Origin of the sequence: Vibrio sp. N418 (assembly GCF_000222565.1) — a bacterium.
Classification (GTDB): Bacteria; Pseudomonadota; Gammaproteobacteria; order Enterobacterales; family Vibrionaceae; genus Vibrio; species Vibrio scophthalmi.
Genome location: NZ_AFWD01000035.1, coordinates 165,279 through 181,398, shown reverse-complemented (window position 1 = coordinate 181,398; position 16,120 = coordinate 165,279). Strand labels below are relative to the sequence as shown.

Sequence of the window (16,120 nt, the reverse complement as noted above, 5' to 3'; positions counted from 1 at the left end):
TAAGAAATGATAAGAGAACAAATCTATACCAAAGTGGCTGCTCTTTACTGCGATGAAAATGGCGATAAAGCACAAGCAGAATCGATTACTGAAGATATTCTAGCGCTGATTGAAAAGTGGCGTGGCAGCGCGCCACAGTACCCGCAGTGGGTGGATCAAACCACGTCATATCTGATTACTTATGGCGACAGTTTTCGTCGTCAAGGCGAGCCGACGCTGCAAACCATGAAGTGCTTCGCCGATAAGTATCTTAAAGATGCGATCAGCAATATTCATATTCTGCCAATGTTCCCCTACACCTCAGATGATGGCTTTAGTGTGGTCGATTACCGCAAGGTGGATGAGAATTTGGGCGATTGGACAGAGCTCAATGCGCTGGCGGATAATTTTGATTTAATGTACGACTGCGTGATCAACCATATCTCAAAAAGTAGCGAGTGGTTCCAGCGTTTCTTGGCGGGTGATGAAGCGTATCAAGATTACTTTGTTGTCTCTGATCCCGCGCTTGATTACTCAAGTGTGACACGTCCACGCGCTTTGCCTTTGCTGACGCCATTTACCAAAGCCAGCGGCGAAACGGCGCATGTGTGGACGACCTTCTCAGATGACCAAATTGACATCAACTTCCGTTCACCAAAGGTGTTGCTGGAAAGTATCGATATTTTGCTGATGTACGCGGCGAACGGTGGCCGTTCGGTACGCTTGGATGCGATTGGTTTTATTTGGAAAGTGTTGAATACCAGCTGTATTCACCTGCCAGAGGCGCACGAGATCATCAAACTATGGCGTATTGTGCTAGATGAAGTGATGCCGGGTAGCTTGCTAATAACGGAAACCAACGTGCCGCACAAAGAGAACATCTCTTACTTTGGTGATGGCGATGAAGCGCACATGGTGTACCAGTTCCCGCTACCGCCATTAACGTTGCATGCCTTCCTATGCCAAGACAGCCAAGTGTTGACCGAGTGGGCTAAAGGTTTAACCGCAGAAGCGATGGCATTGTTGCAAGAAGGCCGTAAAACGACCTACTTTAACTTCCTGGCTAGCCATGATGGTATTGGTGTGCGTCCAACAGAAGGCATCTTATCTAATGATGACCGTCAAATGATGTGCGAGCAGGTAGAGCGCAAAGGTGGCCGTGTTAACTACAAGAACAATGGTGACGGTACGCAATCGCCATACGAGTTGAACATCAACTATTTGAGTGCGATTACTGAGCCGGAAGACGATGTTGCGACCAAGGCCGATAAGTTCTTAGCGGCGCAAGCGATTTTGTTGTCGTTTGTGGGTGTTCCAGCGGTTTATTACCATAGCTTGCTCGGCAGTGAGAACGATGTGCAAGGTATGGTGGAGTCAGGTATTAATCGCCGCATCAACCGTGAGAAGTTTGAACTGGAGAAACTAGAAGCTGAATTGGCAGAATCTGGCTCGCTGCGTAACCGCATTTACACTGAGATGGTGCGTTTATTGGCCCTGCGTAAGCAGCAAACCGCCTTTGCTCCAACGTCAATGCAACAGGTACTTGAGTTATCCCCGCAGCTATTTGCTTTGCAACGTGGCGAGGGTGAAGAGAGCATTCGATTTGTGGTCAACCTGTCGGCGACAGCGCAAGAAGTATCACTCTTGGCTGGTGGCCGTGATCTTATCTCTGGTCACGTGTTTGCCGCGCAATTTACTCTAAACCCATATCAATTTGTTTGGCTAGCGAACTAACAGGAGCCGATGATGAAATTAGCACAACTTACCTCTCCAGATTTGATCATGCTTGATGCGGTATTTACAGACCGTTTTGCTGCGATTGACGCACTAACCGACCGAATTGATCAAGCGGGTAAACTGATCAACCGTCAGCAGTTTTTAGACGCCGTGTTACTGCGTGAAGAAGAAGGCCCAACGGCACTAGGTGAATACCTTGCGGTACCACATGGCAAGTCTATTGCGGTGAAAGAGCCGGTGTTTGCTTGCGCATTGGTTAAAGAAGAGCTGCAGTGGCAAGGCTTAGATGGCGATGAGCCAGTGAATATGATCTTCTTATTGGCGATTCCGCCAGCAGAAGCAGGTTCAACGCATATGGCGGTACTGACCACGCTGACTTCATCGCTAGTGGAAGATGATTTTCGCGAAGCGCTGCTCAAAGCCAACACGGCTGATGAAGTGATGGCGCTGTTTGGGGAAGGTGAAGAAGAAGCCGAGCAAGCCGATAGCGTCCAAGAGGAGATTGAGGAAACCGCGCAGCCTGAGATGGCACGAGATATCAGTGCACAAGCTTACCCTATGGTGCTAGGGGCTGGCTTACTCGCTTCTGCTATTTTGTTCTTATTACTCTAATTATTAGTAGATAATCAATTAATGCTGAGGTGATCTCAGCATTAGTTGAAATATTGCGCGAAAATAGAGCGAATTTAACGCAGATTATTTCTCGTCAATCAGTGTGGTATTTCAGCGACCGCTATTCTGGTTGTGTTGATATAAGCGGCGTGGATGGAAAGTAATATTACGCATCCTCGCCACATATCATTGGCATAACTCTCTTCCTAAAGCGTTATCTCGAGTGCTGAAATCATCTCAAACGAATCTAAAGAGAGCCTCTTCATGAGTCATGCTTTATACAAACTTGATAATGTTATTCAAAACTACATCTGGGGTAGCCAAACGGCGATCACCGAGTTGTTTGGTATTGGCAATCCAGATCATCAACCTCAAGCGGAAATTTGGATGGGTGCGCACCCAAATGGTTGCTCAAAAATTGCCAGTAACGGCATGTTACTGTCTGATCTCATCGCGCAAGATCCAGTTTCGGTATTAGGCGATTACACGGTTGAACGTTTTGGCGATCTACCATATTTGTTTAAGGTGTTATCGGCAGATAAGCCATTGTCAGTTCAGGTCCATCCAAGCCGCAGCAAAGCGATCCAAGGCTATCAAAAAGAAAACTCGCAAGGTATTGAACTGGCGGCTGGCAATCGTAACTACAAAGATGCCAACCATAAACCGGAACTGGTTTATGCATTAACCTTCTACAAAGCGATGAATGGCTTTCGACCAATCAATGATATTGTGGCGCTGTTTAATCAAGCCAATATAGAAACGCTGCGTAGTGAGATTGATGCGCTACAAGACAGGCCAAGTGCGGCAGGTCTGCGAGCGTTTTTCTCTGTGGTGATGAACTTATCTGGCGAGCAAAAAAAACAAGCGCTGAGCGAGCTACATCAAGCCATTGAGAGTAAAGCGAAAACCAGCAAAGCGCGTGAAGCGTTTGCCTTAATTGCTGAGTTTAGCCACGAGTACGCTGATGATATTGGTTTGTTCTCGCCATTAATGCTTAATGTCGTTGAGCTGGAGCCGGGTGAGGCGATGTTCCTTCATGCTGAAACCCCGCACGCGTATGTGAAAGGGACGGGGCTTGAAATTATGGCCAACTCTGACAACGTACTGCGCGCAGGTTTAACACCTAAGCATATGGATGTAGCGGAGCTGATTGATAATACCCAGTTTGTGTCGGTCGATCCTACGCAGATCAAACTGACCCCGTACCAAATGGAAAACAAAATCGGTTACCCAATTCCTGTCGATGACTTTGCTTTTGAAGTGTTGAAAGCAGACATCGAAGAGAAAGCCCAATATGTGCGCGGCGCTGAGATTCTATTCTGTGTCGAAGGGGAAGTGACGGTACGTGATAACCACGAATCTGTGACGCTAAAAGCAGGTGAATCGGTGTTTGTTTGTAGCAGCGCGAAGGTGTACCACTATCAAGGTGTCGGAACCTTGGCTCGCGCATTTAACTAAATTGCTTCATTTTAAAATGCTCATAACAGCTCGCCAATCGGCGAGCTGTTTTTTTATCTAAGCAAGATAAATCAAGAACTGTGTGTCTAAACGTGACACAGCATGTGCTGTTATCAATCTATCTTTGGATGAATATTGTTCGAATTATGTACACAAAAATGGAATAGTAATAAGTATCTCCCGCTCATGTGCTTAAGGAAAAGTCATGTTCCCACTCGATATTTTTATTCCCTATACCTTTGCATGTTTACTTCTGGTGATTGCCCCTGGCCCTGATAATTTACTTGCTATGGCCCGTGGTTTAAGCCAAGGGAAGTTGGCGGCTTGGGTTTCTGGATGTGCGTCAGGATCAGGAATTTTATTTCACGTGCTGGCTGCGACCTTCGGTTTAACCTTGTTGATCCAAACTTCTGAAATTGCCTTTTATGTGGTCAAATTAGTCGGGGCAGCCTATCTCATTTGGTTAGGTATAAAAGTGCTACGGTCGCGCAGTTTATTCAACCTTGAACCAGCTAACAAACAGTCTCTGGTTACTATTTTTTCCACTGGCTTTCTTTCTGCCGCGCTCAATCCAAAGCCGGGTTTATTTGTGTTGGCATTTATACCGCAGTTCGTCAATCCAGCCCTAGGTTCGGTAAGCTTGCAAATGATGGGTTATGGTGTGTGGTTTGCTTTTCTGACCGCAATCGGCTTTAGCTTAATGGGTGTCTTCTCCTCTCAGTTGGCTTCATGGTTAAAGGGGAAGCCAAAAGTTGTCTCTGCCCTCAATATTGGTGGCGGAATGACTTTCATTGGGTCAGGGCTAGCCATTGCCTTGCTAAGGCAGAGATAATTCTGTTGGATTAAAAAAGCCTCTGCTTGGCAGAGGCTTGATTAGCACTTTATTCTCGCTTTTGCTTAACCAAAGTAAGCGCGACGGTAGATCTCTTTTACATCTGCAGCTGTTGGTGTACCTGGGTTGGTCAGGGTACAAGGGTCGTCAAACGCGTTTTGGCTCATACGATCAAGCACGGCAAGGAAGGCTTCTTCGCTGATCTCAACTTCAGTGATTTCTTTGAAGGTAAGTGGGATGTCCAGTTTGGCATTCAGCGCACGGAGTTCGTTTTCGATGCTTTCTAAGCCTAAGTAGTGCTCAATTTCTGCGTATTTATCGGTTGATTGCTTGTTGTACTCGATGATGTACGGCATCAAAATCGCGTTAGCAAGACCATGGGTTACGCCAAATTCACCACCAATTTTGTGTGCAAGCGAGTGAACTAGGCCTAGAGAGACGTTAGAAAATGCCATGCCCGCAAGTGTGGAAGCATTGTGCATGTTGTCACGCGCGGCCATGTCATCGCCGTGTTTGTAAGCCGCTTCGATGTTCTCAAATACCAACTTAACCGCACGCATTGCCAGTGGATCGGAGTAGTCGTTGGCGGCGATTGAAGCAAAGGCTTCGAGTGCGTGGGCCATGACATCCATACCGGTATTCGCCGTAATATGTGGTGGCATTTTTGCAGGTAGAGCCGGATCGATAATTGCCACATCAGGCACGATATGCGCAGAAACAATGGGGTATTTGATGTGGTTTTCTAAGTCGGTGATCACCGAGAATGCAGTGATTTCAGAGGCTGTGCCGCTGGTGGATGGAATCGCGACAAATTTGGCTTTAGTGCGTAGCGCGGGCATTGAACCGACCGGAATAATATCGGCAAAATCAAGCTGTGGATGTTCATAGAAACACCACATGATTTTCGCGGCATCAAGCGCTGAACCGCCGCCAATCGCAATAATCCAATCCGGTTCAAAGTCACGCATAGCTTGTGCGCCTTTGACCACAGTTTGCACGGATGGGTTCGGTTCTACCCCGTCAAATACCAAAGAGTCAATTCCCGCTTCGCCCAGTAATTGCTGAGTTTGGGCAATGAAACCAAACTTCTTCATTGAGCTGCCGCCGGTTACGATCACAGCTTTCTTACCTTGCAGAGTTTTCAACGCTTCCATTGCGTTTTCTCCAAAGTAGATGCTTTCAGGGATCTTAAACATGTTCATGTGATGCTTCCTAGAGTCAAAATAATAAAACAAACTGCGGAAATATTACCGTTAAGTGTTGCGTTAAATTTGATCAGCATCATGGAGCGATTAGGCTCGAATTTGCCTTAGCGTTTTACGTACGGTTTTAGGAGTGTACTGACAAAAATGATGAAACGAAGTGCAACGCGCTGAGTTTATTTCGGCGCAAAAGACCTATTTACTGAACTGTTATAAATGCTAATTATTGTTATAAGATATTGATTGTTTTATTTTTAATTCAGAGACTTGAGTCTAGTTTTTCTGCTAATGTATGGGCAAACTCTCTCAGTACACGCGCGTTGTCGCCATTTTCTGCATTCCCGCAAACCTTGGCTCGGTAAGTGGTTTCCGGATTGGAATAGATGGGCAAGATTTCATTCTCGTAGCTCATTACGGTGCCAGCGGTTCCACATTTGTAAGCACGAGCATAAGGTTTTAAGTGATGTTGTAGGTCGGGGGATGTCGTCGATTGGAGCCACTTACCTAAATTGGGAATGGGGTGACCTTCCAAGTGTTCAGCCCAAGCGAGATGGCCAAGTTCGTGCTCTAAGGTAAATAGTGAACTATGCATTGTCAGAGCAAAAAACTGCTGGCTGAGGTTCGTCTCAGTCATCCCTGAGAAACCCGTAATGTCCTTATACTTCTTCTCTAAGACGAGCCCGTAGTATTGGTTAGGCATTGGAAACAATTGATGCAAATTGTCGGTATTGAGGCGGTTTTCGAGTTCGCGATGGATAGTGTACATGTCATGAATATTGTCTTTGTCGATCTCGACATAAGTGATGGTACCGAGAGATCGCGTCATCGGAATGCAGGAATTGGTTAGAATGAGGTTGGATTGTTTGATAGAGCGAGTAAAAAAGTCGCTGACTTCTTGCCTATTTGATTGCTCAAGCACATCATTATCAACGATAAAATGCACTTCTGTATCGACGATCGATTGTGTGGCGCATGATGGGAGTACCAAGCCTTCAGAGTTTGGTTTGGTGGCAATTGAGATAACCGTAACGCACCCCAGTGCTGCAACAACCAATAAGGTTTTCTTATTCATACTTAATGCTCCATCAATCCATGAGAGCATCTTATGTTATGCAATTGGCTGTCTCATATCGAGGGAAGCGCTGTTAAAAATCAAAGTGAATCGAGAGATCCATCGCAACATCAAATAATCTTAGAGAACAACGGGATAAAACATCGCGAGCCACACGGTGGGTTCATCGGCAGCGGTCTCAATTACGCGATGTTTTTGCTGCGCAGGAATATTGAGATAGTCGCCATGCTGCAAATGAAACACTTGGCCATCATCATATTCAATCACTCCATAGCCTGATAATACCAAGACCCATTCATGTTCTGCTTGATCATACCAGCCTTGTTCCGGCGAGGTGTGCCCATGAGAAATAATACGTTCAATCCGCACGCCTGCAGTATTGATGAGCTCTTCAAAGACCTCCGCAGATAATGAGGTAGGAATATCACTTAATAGATTGTTCATGGGTTTTCCTTGCATGAGAAAGGCCATTAGTGGATTCTATTTTGCGCCATTGAAAGTATTTTTCATCGGCAAGATTTAACATCGGGAGATCTTCATAAGTATCGCCATAGGCATAAATTCGGCTGTAGGTGGTTAAATCTAACGCCTGTTTAATTGCCGTGACTTTATTGTTTAAACTGCAATCGCCATACAGATATCGGCCCGTATATTGGCCTTGTTTTTCTTCTAGGGTGCTGCATAACAGCTTCAATCCATGCTGTTGGCACCAGATGGTAAGGTACGGGCTCAGAGAGGCGGAAACGACATAGACATCATCACCTTGTTGTTGATGCCAGCAGATCTTCTCTAATGCTTGTGGGCGAATGACGCTGGGCAAATAGTCGCGAACAAATCGCGCGGCAAGGGCGTCGACTTCGGTTGTTTTACGGCCGCCAAAGGCCATTTTTGATAATACTGGACGGGTGTATCGCGCCGGTAGTAAGCCAAGTTTGTACAAAGCGATGACGGGGGAGGTGAGCAAACCACCCCAAATAATCCGCCGCTTAGACGTGGCGTAGAATAGAAATTCGGTATAGACATCTTGGTGGGTGATGGTGCCATCAAAATCAAACAACGCGAGATTCATGGCGCTGTTTTGCCATTTTGGGCGGGTTGCCAAGTGCGTTGCTTGTTTTTGACTTCTTTGGCTAAAAAGGCTTGTTCAAGATCGATATCGTAACGATTAGCGATGGAGCACAGATAGATGAAGATGTCTGACAGCTCGTCGCCAATTTCGCCCACTTTTGCATTAGGGTCGATGGCGATGCCTTCTGTTTTGCGTATCGCTTGAAACAATTCCCCAATTTCTTCACCTAGCAATAAACACTTTTCTAAAACCGGTTGGTCAGCGAAATTGCGTTCCACTTCTAACTCAGCAACATAGTGCTGAAAATCGGCCAAAGTTGGAATTGGTTTTAGATCGGGCATTGGGCTTCCTTAAAAATCAACGATTGACGGTGGTCAGAGCCTATAGCGTATCGATTTAAAGTGAACAATGCTACCGACGTGAGCAACTCCCAACGTCGGTTAGCACCGCTGTTAAGCTTTTGATGCGAGGTAATTCAATTGGTGATTAAACAATTGCTGAGCCTCCTGTTCACTAAAGCCAAGCTGGAAAGTCTCGCTCAATAGCTGATGCAAGTGGGACGCGCTGGTGATGCTTTCAACATATTGCTCGCCCAGTTCATCATTGTAGCGATGAATGTCTAAATTTTTGATTAAGTGACGCTGGGTATGGGTGAGCTTGGAGACCACCAAATTATGATAAAAACCGCTGTTTGGACTCTGTGATGCGTAGAAGTGGCTAATGTCACAATCCATTTCGGTGACTTCACTCAGGTCGAAGCGATACAGCGCTTGCCAACGATCTGTTTGCCAAATCTCAAGCCGAAAGTGCTGAAGGCCTTGCTGTTGGAGTCGAAATTGTTGGGTTAAATGGCTAAAGCTATGGGGTTCTAGTGGAATGGCCATGCGCGGCGTTTGTACACCAAAGCCGACATCAACCAGATATTGAATGCCACCGATTTCCACCAATGTTATGCGATGGGTTCGGCCGTTTTGTTCATTGCCATTTAATAATACGCGCGCTAACAAAGGGCGCACGTTGAAACCAAGCTCGGCCAGAAGAATTTGAAAGAGCTTATTATGTTCATAACAGTATCCGCCTTGCTGCTGTTCGACTAAACGCTGAAAGACATTGTCAGGCTCCAAACTTAACTCTTTTTTGAGTAATACGTTGGCACTGCAAAAGGGCAGATGCTCAAGATGATGCGCGACTAATTGGTTGATCAACGTTAATTCTGATGAGTCTGCGTTGAGTGCGGTGGTGATACCACTATCGATAACATAACGATCAATAAAGTGTTGTGTAGTCATTGGTGACCTTTAAATAGAAGTGATTGATGTAGCGTTGTTGCATGGTCGCTTGGCGGCATCGAGTTGCTGAGCAAATTCCAATAAGGCATTGCTATCGATATTGGCTTGGCCTGATGAAAAATCACCATGTAAGTTACCTTGGTAACTCATATCATAATAGCGGTACATTTTTGCAAAAATGCTTTCAAAGATGGGACAAACTTCGGCCTGAGCGGAGCTACTAATAATGAATCCACGTTTATTCGCCAGCGCACGCGCTTTGGGTTTTAGATGACTCACATCTAATAGCTCGGTCATACGATCCATGAAAGCTTTCATTTGCGCGGTTGGGCAGTGCCAATAGATTGGTGAGGCAAAAATGATATTGTCGGCGCTTAGTAGTGTTTCCACGAGGGGGTAAAAATCATCTTGTGGGTATTGATTAGCATAGTCGTAGGGGGTGATGCTCAGTTCATCGAGGTTGATGACCTTTAAGCTAACCTGTTGTGCTAATGCTTGTACCACTTGTGCGGTATTGCCTTGTTTGTTAGCGCTGGAGAAGAGAACCACACTGCTCATAAAGATGTCCTTTTTTAGGTTTGAAATCACAATGTCGTCACTGTAAAACCTCAACCTAACTTTAGGTAAAGCACTTTTTGCGGTGGTAGTTGTCGCGCCAAGAATACTCATGAGCCACAAAGCAAATGAAGGTATTGCTCTTGCAGCTAATACCTTCATTCTGTGGTGGTGATAGAGTCGCGTCTTTAATTATCGACAATCATATTTGATGAGCGACTGTAGCTTCTCGTTGCTTAGTACGCTGGTGATCTTGGTGGTTGTGGGTACGTAGTACAAACAGATCTCCTTTAAGTTTGGCACCTTGCGAATAATTAGAGTTTCAAGTGGCGCTTGGAATATCTGAATTTTTTCCAACGCAGGCATATCTTCGAGTGTTAAGTGGCGTAGATCGGAATGGACAACCTTAATCTGAGTCAGTTTTGGTGACTGTTGCATCTTGAGTTCAGGTGCACTTACATCGTTGAGTTCTAGCTCTGTAAGGCTAGGTTGTGGTGCGATGGTGAGCGTTTCTAACTCGTTTAAACTCTTAAGCTTAAGATCATTGAGTTTGGGTAAGGTCGGTATAGTGAGCGATTTGACCTTGCTGGAAGTAAGATAGACGGTTTCGAGTGCGGAATTACTTGGCCATTTCAGAGTGTCCAGATTGTAGATATTGGCACTGAGATGTTTAAGATCTTCTAAGGTCGATAGATCCAATAGGCCATCATCAAATTCAGCAGTGAGTTCCAGTAATTCGAGGCTATTGTATTGGGTAAAGTCACCACTTTCGGCGACGTTACCATTCGTATTGCAATATATTTCCGTGATCTCTGCAATGTAGGGGAGTTGTTCTCCTGCGGAAACGCAATAATAGAGATGGGTGTTTTTAGCAAACTGATCTTCAACTTTAGCCAATGGATTATTGCCTAAAGAATAAGAGGTAATGCTGGGAATGAGCTGAAAATCAAACGATGTCAGTTGGTTATTATCCAAACCTAACACCGAAATAAAATTGGGTTGTGCGTACTGTATGGTTTTAAGTTGGTTTTCTTCTAGATACAGATTAGTCAACGCTGGTAACGTTCGCCCGTCAAACGAGGTGATTTGGTTATTGTTAGCATCTAAGTAGTGCAATGCCGGCAGATTAGTGACTGTTAGTTCCGAGAGTTTGTTGTCGGATAACCTGACTTCAGTAAGATTTGGCATGTCAGCCAACGTCAGTGATTTTAGCCCGGTTTTTACGACCTCTACGTTTTCTAATTGATGGCTGTTGTTGAGTGACAGAGACTCTAAACCGGGAGTTTGAATAAAGAGTCTAGTCAATGCAGGCAAATCAAGATCGAGTTTTAGCTTTGCGGGTAAACTGTGATCTTTTTCAGTATCGATTATGCCCAAATCACGTAACTTCTGGTGTTGTAGTGACAGAGTAAAATCGCCTTTAATCGGCGTACCGATAAAGGACAAGTCTTCAAGGCTAGGTAACTGCTTTTCAAACGTCGCAGGCGTGATATCGGTTTTTGTTAGATTATCACCGTCGAGCGTTAAATAGGTAAGGTCAGGCAGCGTACCGAAAGTAAGAGATTCAAGCCCCTTTTTTGATAGCTGCGCCCATACCTCAAGGTGCTGCAATTTTTGGTTGGTGCTGACATCCAGTTGGGAAAGTAAGTTGCTGTTAAGATCTAGGTAGTTTAATTGCGGGAAATACTCTATTTCATCAGCACTTTCAATATCCATGCTCGAGCATTCAAGGCGAGTAACTTGATCTAATTCTTCGATGCCTAAATCTAAGACACATTTTTCAAAATTGTCATCAGAAAAACGAATATCAGAGACTTTCTCAGGAGGAGTACAGCCGGCGAGGCCTGCTAACATCGAGAATCCAATGGCGATTTTACCTAGTTTATATTTCAACATAACGATTTTGCTCACTTACTACTTATGATGTGTGCGATCCATATCTCGTCAGCATACTATGTTGTTTGCATACATTTCACTCTGTTAGTGATCAAATTTAGTTATCGCGAGCACATAAAAATCAGCAAAAGTAATATTCGTTAATCGCTTAGTTAAGAATCGGTTAGTTAGGGATACGCTGCGTTTTGAGTGCTTGCACAATACAGTAGCGAGCTATGATTTTGTGAAATGGTTTGATGATGACCATATAGGCACGGCCCATACGGGTCTTCAGATTTACCAGAGAAGAGATGGCGTATTGCCCCGGCGTGACTTCAAGCACCGAAAGCCAAATATCCATATTCTTTTCGCTCGCAAAGGTTACCACTTCGTTTGGCGTGACAGTTTCGATGGTCAGAAAACCAGCTTTGTTGCCTTGTTTGATTTCTTCAATCGGCAATGCAATTTCTGTCCCTGCGGTAGAAAATCCCAGCCATTTCACGATCGAATTACGTACTTTCATCGCATATACCACCGTTTTTGGTAAATAGCCAAAGATGGCGTGATACACCTTGGTCGCATTGAGATCGGATGATTGGCAAGTATCAAAAGCAAAGGTATCGCGATAGTAATGCCCGGTTTCCTTGCCCGCAACGGTAGAAAAGGTTGGGAACTCAATTTGAGTGACGGTTGGTTGCTTGGGCATAGGATTTCCTTATGAGTTATTCATGTTCTGTTTGTGTATTGTCGGAGCAATGACAGGCTGAAAGATATGCATTCCTTGGCATACGTGGTAAGACTCAGTTTTCTATAGTAGACAACGAATGTCAAATACGTGCTACAAAATCAGGTTGCTTCTGATTCTGATGTAAAAGTAAACCTCTTCCACGGCTTGGTAAAAGGGTCTACTATTTCAATTATTAACAGTTTGATAGAAACCGCTATGCACGCTCAAAATATCCCACAAGTAAAAGGCGCAGAGAACGATGCGTTGAAACAAATCATCGCCGCTTACGATGGCGAAATTTATGGCATTGCTTTTTTTGAATACTTTGCCGCAAATTATGCCGATCCATCGCGACTCACATTGTGGCAAACCTTGATTGAAGTGGAGACATTAACCGCGCAACAACTGCAAGTTGGATTGACGGAGTTCGAGGCTAAATTTGTGATTAACAGCAGCGAAATGCAGCAAAAAGGAGTTAATGATGCACAAAAATGGGTTGATCTTGCTTGGCCAAAGTTGACCGAAACGCTGCTGCCTTGGATTGCACCCTATGAAGAGAAATACCGAGATTGGGCGTACCTTGCGGCAAGTCATCACTCACTATTCGCGTTGATTGCTGATCATGAAACGGCCATTTATCAATGTTGGCAACTCGAGCGAAGTGGTCAATCGGGCATTCCGATTTTACAGGCATTTTTGCAGCAGTACCGCGTAAGTTAGCCTCTTTACTTCTTCTAAGTTGCCAGCTTTATTGGTTACGGTAGGTTTATGTCTATGACACATTCTTCATCAGCGCAGCGCAATAAATTGATTCGTTACCCTTCTATCGAAGTGGATGTCTTGTTTGCTAAAGAAGCAGATCTGATTGCACAGGTACAAGCTGGTATCCTCGATCAAGTGCTGTTACTTTGGCAGGCGAAAAGCCCAACCTTAGTCTTGCCAGCAAGTCAGAAGTGGCCAATCAGTGTGGAATTGACTGAGGCCCTGGCTGAATCAGGCTGGCAACTTACCGCGCGGAAAACCGGTGGCGCACCCGTCCCTCAATTGCCAGGTATCATTAATCTGTCGCATATTTACCAATGGCCACAAGATACGCCATATGACATCAAATCAGCGTACTTAAAACTGTGTGATGTACTCACCGATTTCTTTGCCCAGTTAGGCGTGTCGGTTGAGGTGCATGATACTCAGGGATCTTATTGCGACGGGCAGTACAACCTTAATATTGCAGGGCAAAAAGTGGTTGGTACCGCGCAGCGTGTACTACTAAAGAAGGGCGGCGGACAAGTGATTCTTTCGCAGGCATGTATCATTATTGATGCTGACGTCGATCAGATCGTTGAACCGGTGATTTTGTGTAATCATATTTGCCAGCATGATACGCAGATCAAAGCGTCTGTGCATACGCCACTGTATGACCATATTACTGAGCGGCCATCGGTCGATCAGCTTTTTCAGCGGTTAACCAGTGCTTTTTTGGCATAATGGTAATTGGGTTGTAAAGAGAGAGCGCCAGCTTAGGCTGACGCTCGTTATTTAGAGACTGTTTACACGGATGGACGGAGTTAGCTGGCTTTTTCTGCCGATGGCTCTAGAGCGTTTTCATCACTGGCAGTCGTTGATATTGTTTCTGAAAACAAATCCGCCACCGCACTGCGTTCCAACTCACCTTTTAAATTGCCCTCTTCATCGACCACGGGTAGAGAATAATCACTGGAGATGGTCTCAGTCAGAACCGTTTCAATGACCGCATCAGGCGAAATCGATGGTACCGGTTCATAAGTGACATCACTCAGTTCATCGATACTTGGCTCTTTGGCTGCATCAATCAATCCTTCTTTGGTGATTAGGCCTTGGTAGCCATCGTCAGTAACGTGGTAGCCATAATCTTGCTTTGACTTCTTCATTTGACTAAGAGCTTCTTCAATCGTTGAAGCCGTAATGCGTAGCGCTGGTTTTTGCATCACTGTTTCAACGGTTAGCGCACGGGCGCGGTTGACGTCTTTAACGAAGGCTTCTACGTAGTCATCTGCCGGATTAAGCAAGATATCATCTGGCGTACCTTGCTGAACCAGCACTCCATCTTTTAAGATTGCGATGCGATCACCGATGCGCAGTGCTTCATCTAGATCGTGGGTAATGAAGATAATTGTCTTGTGTAGTGTCTCTTGTAATTCAATTAGCTGATCTTGCATTTCACTACGGATCAATGGGTCAAGCGCTGAAAAAGCTTCATCCATTAACAGGATTTCCGCATCAGTTGAAAGTGCGCGTGCTAAACCAACACGCTGCTGCTGACCACCAGATAACTGGGCTGGGTATTGCTTTTCATAGCCTTTAAGACCGACGGTTTCAAGCCATTGAGTCGCGCGTTGAACACGCTCTTCTTTCTCAATGCCTTGGATTTCTAGACCATACGCGACGTTATCCAGTACGGTGCGGTGCGGTAACAGACCAAAGCGTTGGAATACCATCGACATTTTATGACGGCGAAATTGCTCTAATTCGTCTTTCGACAGCTTCATCACATCAATACCTTCAACCAAAATCTGTCCTTCAGTTGGGTCAATTAAGCGGTTGAAGTGGCGAATAAGGGTCGATTTTCCTGAACCAGACAAGCCCATGATAACGAAGATCTCACCTTGTTTAATGCTGAGGTTGATGTCTTTCAAACCCACCGTATGACCGGTATTTTTGAGGATTTGTTCCTTACTATCACCTTGTTTTACCTGCTCCATTACTGAGCGAGGATTTTGGCCAAATACCTTGTATAAACCGCTAATTTCAATCAATGCATCAGTCATGTTTTAAATCCCCTAAGTGAGCTTGAGTTCGTTTGGCGTACGCTTGAGATGCGCGATCAAACAAGATGGCTAGGGCAACAATGGCAAAGCCGTTAAGAAGACCAAGGGTGAAATATTGGTTGGTGATCGATTTTAGTACCGGCTGGCCAAGGCCTTTCACCCCAATCATTGAGGCGATAACGACCATTGAGAGCGCCATCATAATGGTTTGGTTGATACCGGCCATAATGGTGGGCATTGCCAAAGGTAATTGAACACCAAGCAGTCGCTGTTTGCTGCTTGCACCAAAGGCAGTGGCGGCTTCCAGTACTTCCTTATCGACCAAACGGATGCCTAAATTGGTTAGGCGGATCACAGGTGGGATTGCGTAAATAACAACCGCAATTAACCCAGGAATCTTACCAATACCTAATAACATGACGACAGGGATCAAGTAGACGAAGGCTGGCATGGTTTGCATCACATCCAGCATGGGTGTCACGATCGACTGTACGCGGTTTGAACGGGCCATCGCAATACCAATCGGGATACCGAGTACGATTGCCAACATGGTACAGACGGTGATGATACTCAGCGTGCGCATGGTGTCGTCCCACATGCCGAAATAACCAATCAGCATGAGCGATGCAGCACAGCCCACGACCAATTTCCAAGAGCGGCTCGCAGCGTAAACTAACGCGCAGCAACCCGCGAGAACCAGAAACCATGGGGCAGAGAGAAGCAGTTTTTCAAACCACACTAAAAAAGAAAGCAGTGGGTCAAAAATGGATTCGATGAGATCACCATATTCGCGTGAAAAGTCACGATAGGCACCATCTAAAGTTTTGCGAATGGCTCGAAGATCGGCGCGTTCCATTGCGGGAAACTCGCTGAGCCAGCTAGTGTCAGACATGTTAATTTCCTTATCAA

At 45.3% G+C, this 16,120-nt stretch carries 17 protein-coding genes; 6 read left to right on the top strand and 11 right to left on the bottom strand.

What is annotated here, in order from left to right; genetic code table 11:
• The first annotated feature begins 6 nt into the window (after window positions 1-6).
• The 4 genes from RH86_RS06260 to RH86_RS06245 all read left to right on the top strand — a co-directional run bounded on the left by RH86_RS06260 (window position 7) and on the right by RH86_RS06245 (window position 4,618).
• Window positions 7-1,713 carry an alpha-amylase family glycosyl hydrolase gene (locus tag RH86_RS06260; RefSeq protein WP_009385589.1) on the top strand — a complete coding sequence of 569 codons (1,707 nt, stop codon included), beginning with the start codon at window positions 7-9 and terminating at the stop codon, window positions 1,711-1,713.
• Window positions 1,714-1,725: 12 nt separating this feature from the next.
• Window positions 1,726-2,328, top strand: a complete 603-nt coding sequence (locus RH86_RS06255) for a fructose PTS transporter subunit IIA (RefSeq protein ID WP_009385588.1) — start codon at window positions 1,726-1,728, stop codon at window positions 2,326-2,328.
• A 264-nt stretch (window positions 2,329-2,592) separates the two neighbouring features.
• A complete protein-coding gene (gene manA / locus RH86_RS06250) occupies window positions 2,593-3,786 on the top strand; it encodes a mannose-6-phosphate isomerase, class I (RefSeq protein WP_009385587.1) in 1,194 nt (397 codons plus the stop codon).
• A 205-nt stretch (window positions 3,787-3,991) separates the two neighbouring features.
• Window positions 3,992-4,618: a LysE family translocator gene (locus tag RH86_RS06245; RefSeq protein WP_009385586.1), complete on the top strand. Its 627-nt coding sequence runs from the start codon at window positions 3,992-3,994 to the stop codon at window positions 4,616-4,618.
• 65 nt (window positions 4,619-4,683) lie between these two features.
• On the opposite strand, the gene RH86_RS06240 is transcribed toward RH86_RS06245, so the two are convergent.
• The 9 genes from RH86_RS06240 to RH86_RS06200 form a co-directional block, all read right to left on the bottom strand.
• The gene (locus RH86_RS06240; protein WP_009385585.1) at window positions 4,684-5,820 is read right to left on the bottom strand and encodes an iron-containing alcohol dehydrogenase; all 1,137 of its coding nucleotides are present in this window, start codon (window positions 5,818-5,820) and stop codon (window positions 4,684-4,686) included.
• 259 nt (window positions 5,821-6,079) lie between these two features.
• Window positions 6,080-6,892: a hypothetical protein gene (locus tag RH86_RS06235; RefSeq protein WP_009385584.1), complete on the bottom strand. Its 813-nt coding sequence runs from the start codon at window positions 6,890-6,892 to the stop codon at window positions 6,080-6,082.
• 120 nt (window positions 6,893-7,012) lie between these two features.
• The gene (locus RH86_RS06230; protein ID WP_009385583.1) at window positions 7,013-7,336 is read right to left on the bottom strand and encodes a cupin domain-containing protein; all 324 of its coding nucleotides are present in this window, start codon (window positions 7,334-7,336) and stop codon (window positions 7,013-7,015) included.
• Entirely contained in the window at window positions 7,317-7,961 is a 645-nt protein-coding gene (locus RH86_RS06225; RefSeq protein ID WP_009385582.1) for an HAD family hydrolase, read from the bottom strand. Before RH86_RS06225 ends, RH86_RS06230 begins: the two co-directional genes overlap by 20 nt.
• The gene (locus RH86_RS06220; protein ID WP_009385580.1) at window positions 7,958-8,302 is read right to left on the bottom strand and encodes a MazG nucleotide pyrophosphohydrolase domain-containing protein; all 345 of its coding nucleotides are present in this window, start codon (window positions 8,300-8,302) and stop codon (window positions 7,958-7,960) included. The genes RH86_RS06225 and RH86_RS06220 overlap by 4 nt, the downstream gene beginning before the upstream one ends.
• Window positions 8,303-8,413: 111 nt before the next feature.
• Window positions 8,414-9,250, bottom strand: a complete 837-nt coding sequence (locus tag RH86_RS06215) for an arylamine N-acetyltransferase family protein (protein ID WP_009385578.1) — start codon at window positions 9,248-9,250, stop codon at window positions 8,414-8,416.
• Window positions 9,251-9,259: 9 nt separating this feature from the next.
• A complete protein-coding gene (locus RH86_RS06210; protein ID WP_009385576.1) occupies window positions 9,260-9,808 on the bottom strand; it encodes a flavodoxin family protein in 549 nt (182 codons plus the stop codon).
• Between the two features lie 189 nt (window positions 9,809-9,997).
• A complete protein-coding gene (locus RH86_RS06205) occupies window positions 9,998-11,701 on the bottom strand; it encodes a leucine-rich repeat domain-containing protein (RefSeq protein ID WP_009385574.1) in 1,704 nt (567 codons plus the stop codon).
• Between the two features lie 163 nt (window positions 11,702-11,864).
• Window positions 11,865-12,386: a DUF2867 domain-containing protein gene (locus RH86_RS06200; RefSeq protein WP_009385572.1), complete on the bottom strand. Its 522-nt coding sequence runs from the start codon at window positions 12,384-12,386 to the stop codon at window positions 11,865-11,867.
• A gap of 129 nt (window positions 12,387-12,515) precedes the next feature.
• Between RH86_RS06200 and RH86_RS06195 the strand changes: the two genes are divergently transcribed.
• A complete protein-coding gene (locus tag RH86_RS06195; RefSeq protein ID WP_009385570.1) occupies window positions 12,516-13,127 on the top strand; it encodes a hypothetical protein in 612 nt (203 codons plus the stop codon).
• 54 nt (window positions 13,128-13,181) lie between these two features.
• Window positions 13,182-13,892, top strand: coding sequence for a biotin/lipoate A/B protein ligase family protein (locus RH86_RS06190; RefSeq protein WP_009385569.1), 711 nt, complete (start codon window positions 13,182-13,184; stop codon window positions 13,890-13,892).
• Between the two features lie 80 nt (window positions 13,893-13,972).
• On the opposite strand, the gene RH86_RS06185 is transcribed toward RH86_RS06190, so the two are convergent.
• Together RH86_RS06185 and RH86_RS06180 are read right to left on the bottom strand one after the other, a co-directional pair.
• The gene (locus RH86_RS06185) at window positions 13,973-15,211 is read right to left on the bottom strand and encodes a glycine betaine/L-proline ABC transporter ATP-binding protein (RefSeq protein ID WP_009385568.1); all 1,239 of its coding nucleotides are present in this window, start codon (window positions 15,209-15,211) and stop codon (window positions 13,973-13,975) included.
• On the bottom strand, window positions 15,204-16,103 hold the full coding sequence (locus RH86_RS06180; protein ID WP_005597786.1) for an ABC transporter permease: 900 nt from the start codon (window positions 16,101-16,103) through the stop codon (window positions 15,204-15,206). The genes RH86_RS06185 and RH86_RS06180 overlap by 8 nt, the downstream gene beginning before the upstream one ends.
• Between the last annotated feature and the right edge of the window lie 17 nt (window positions 16,104-16,120).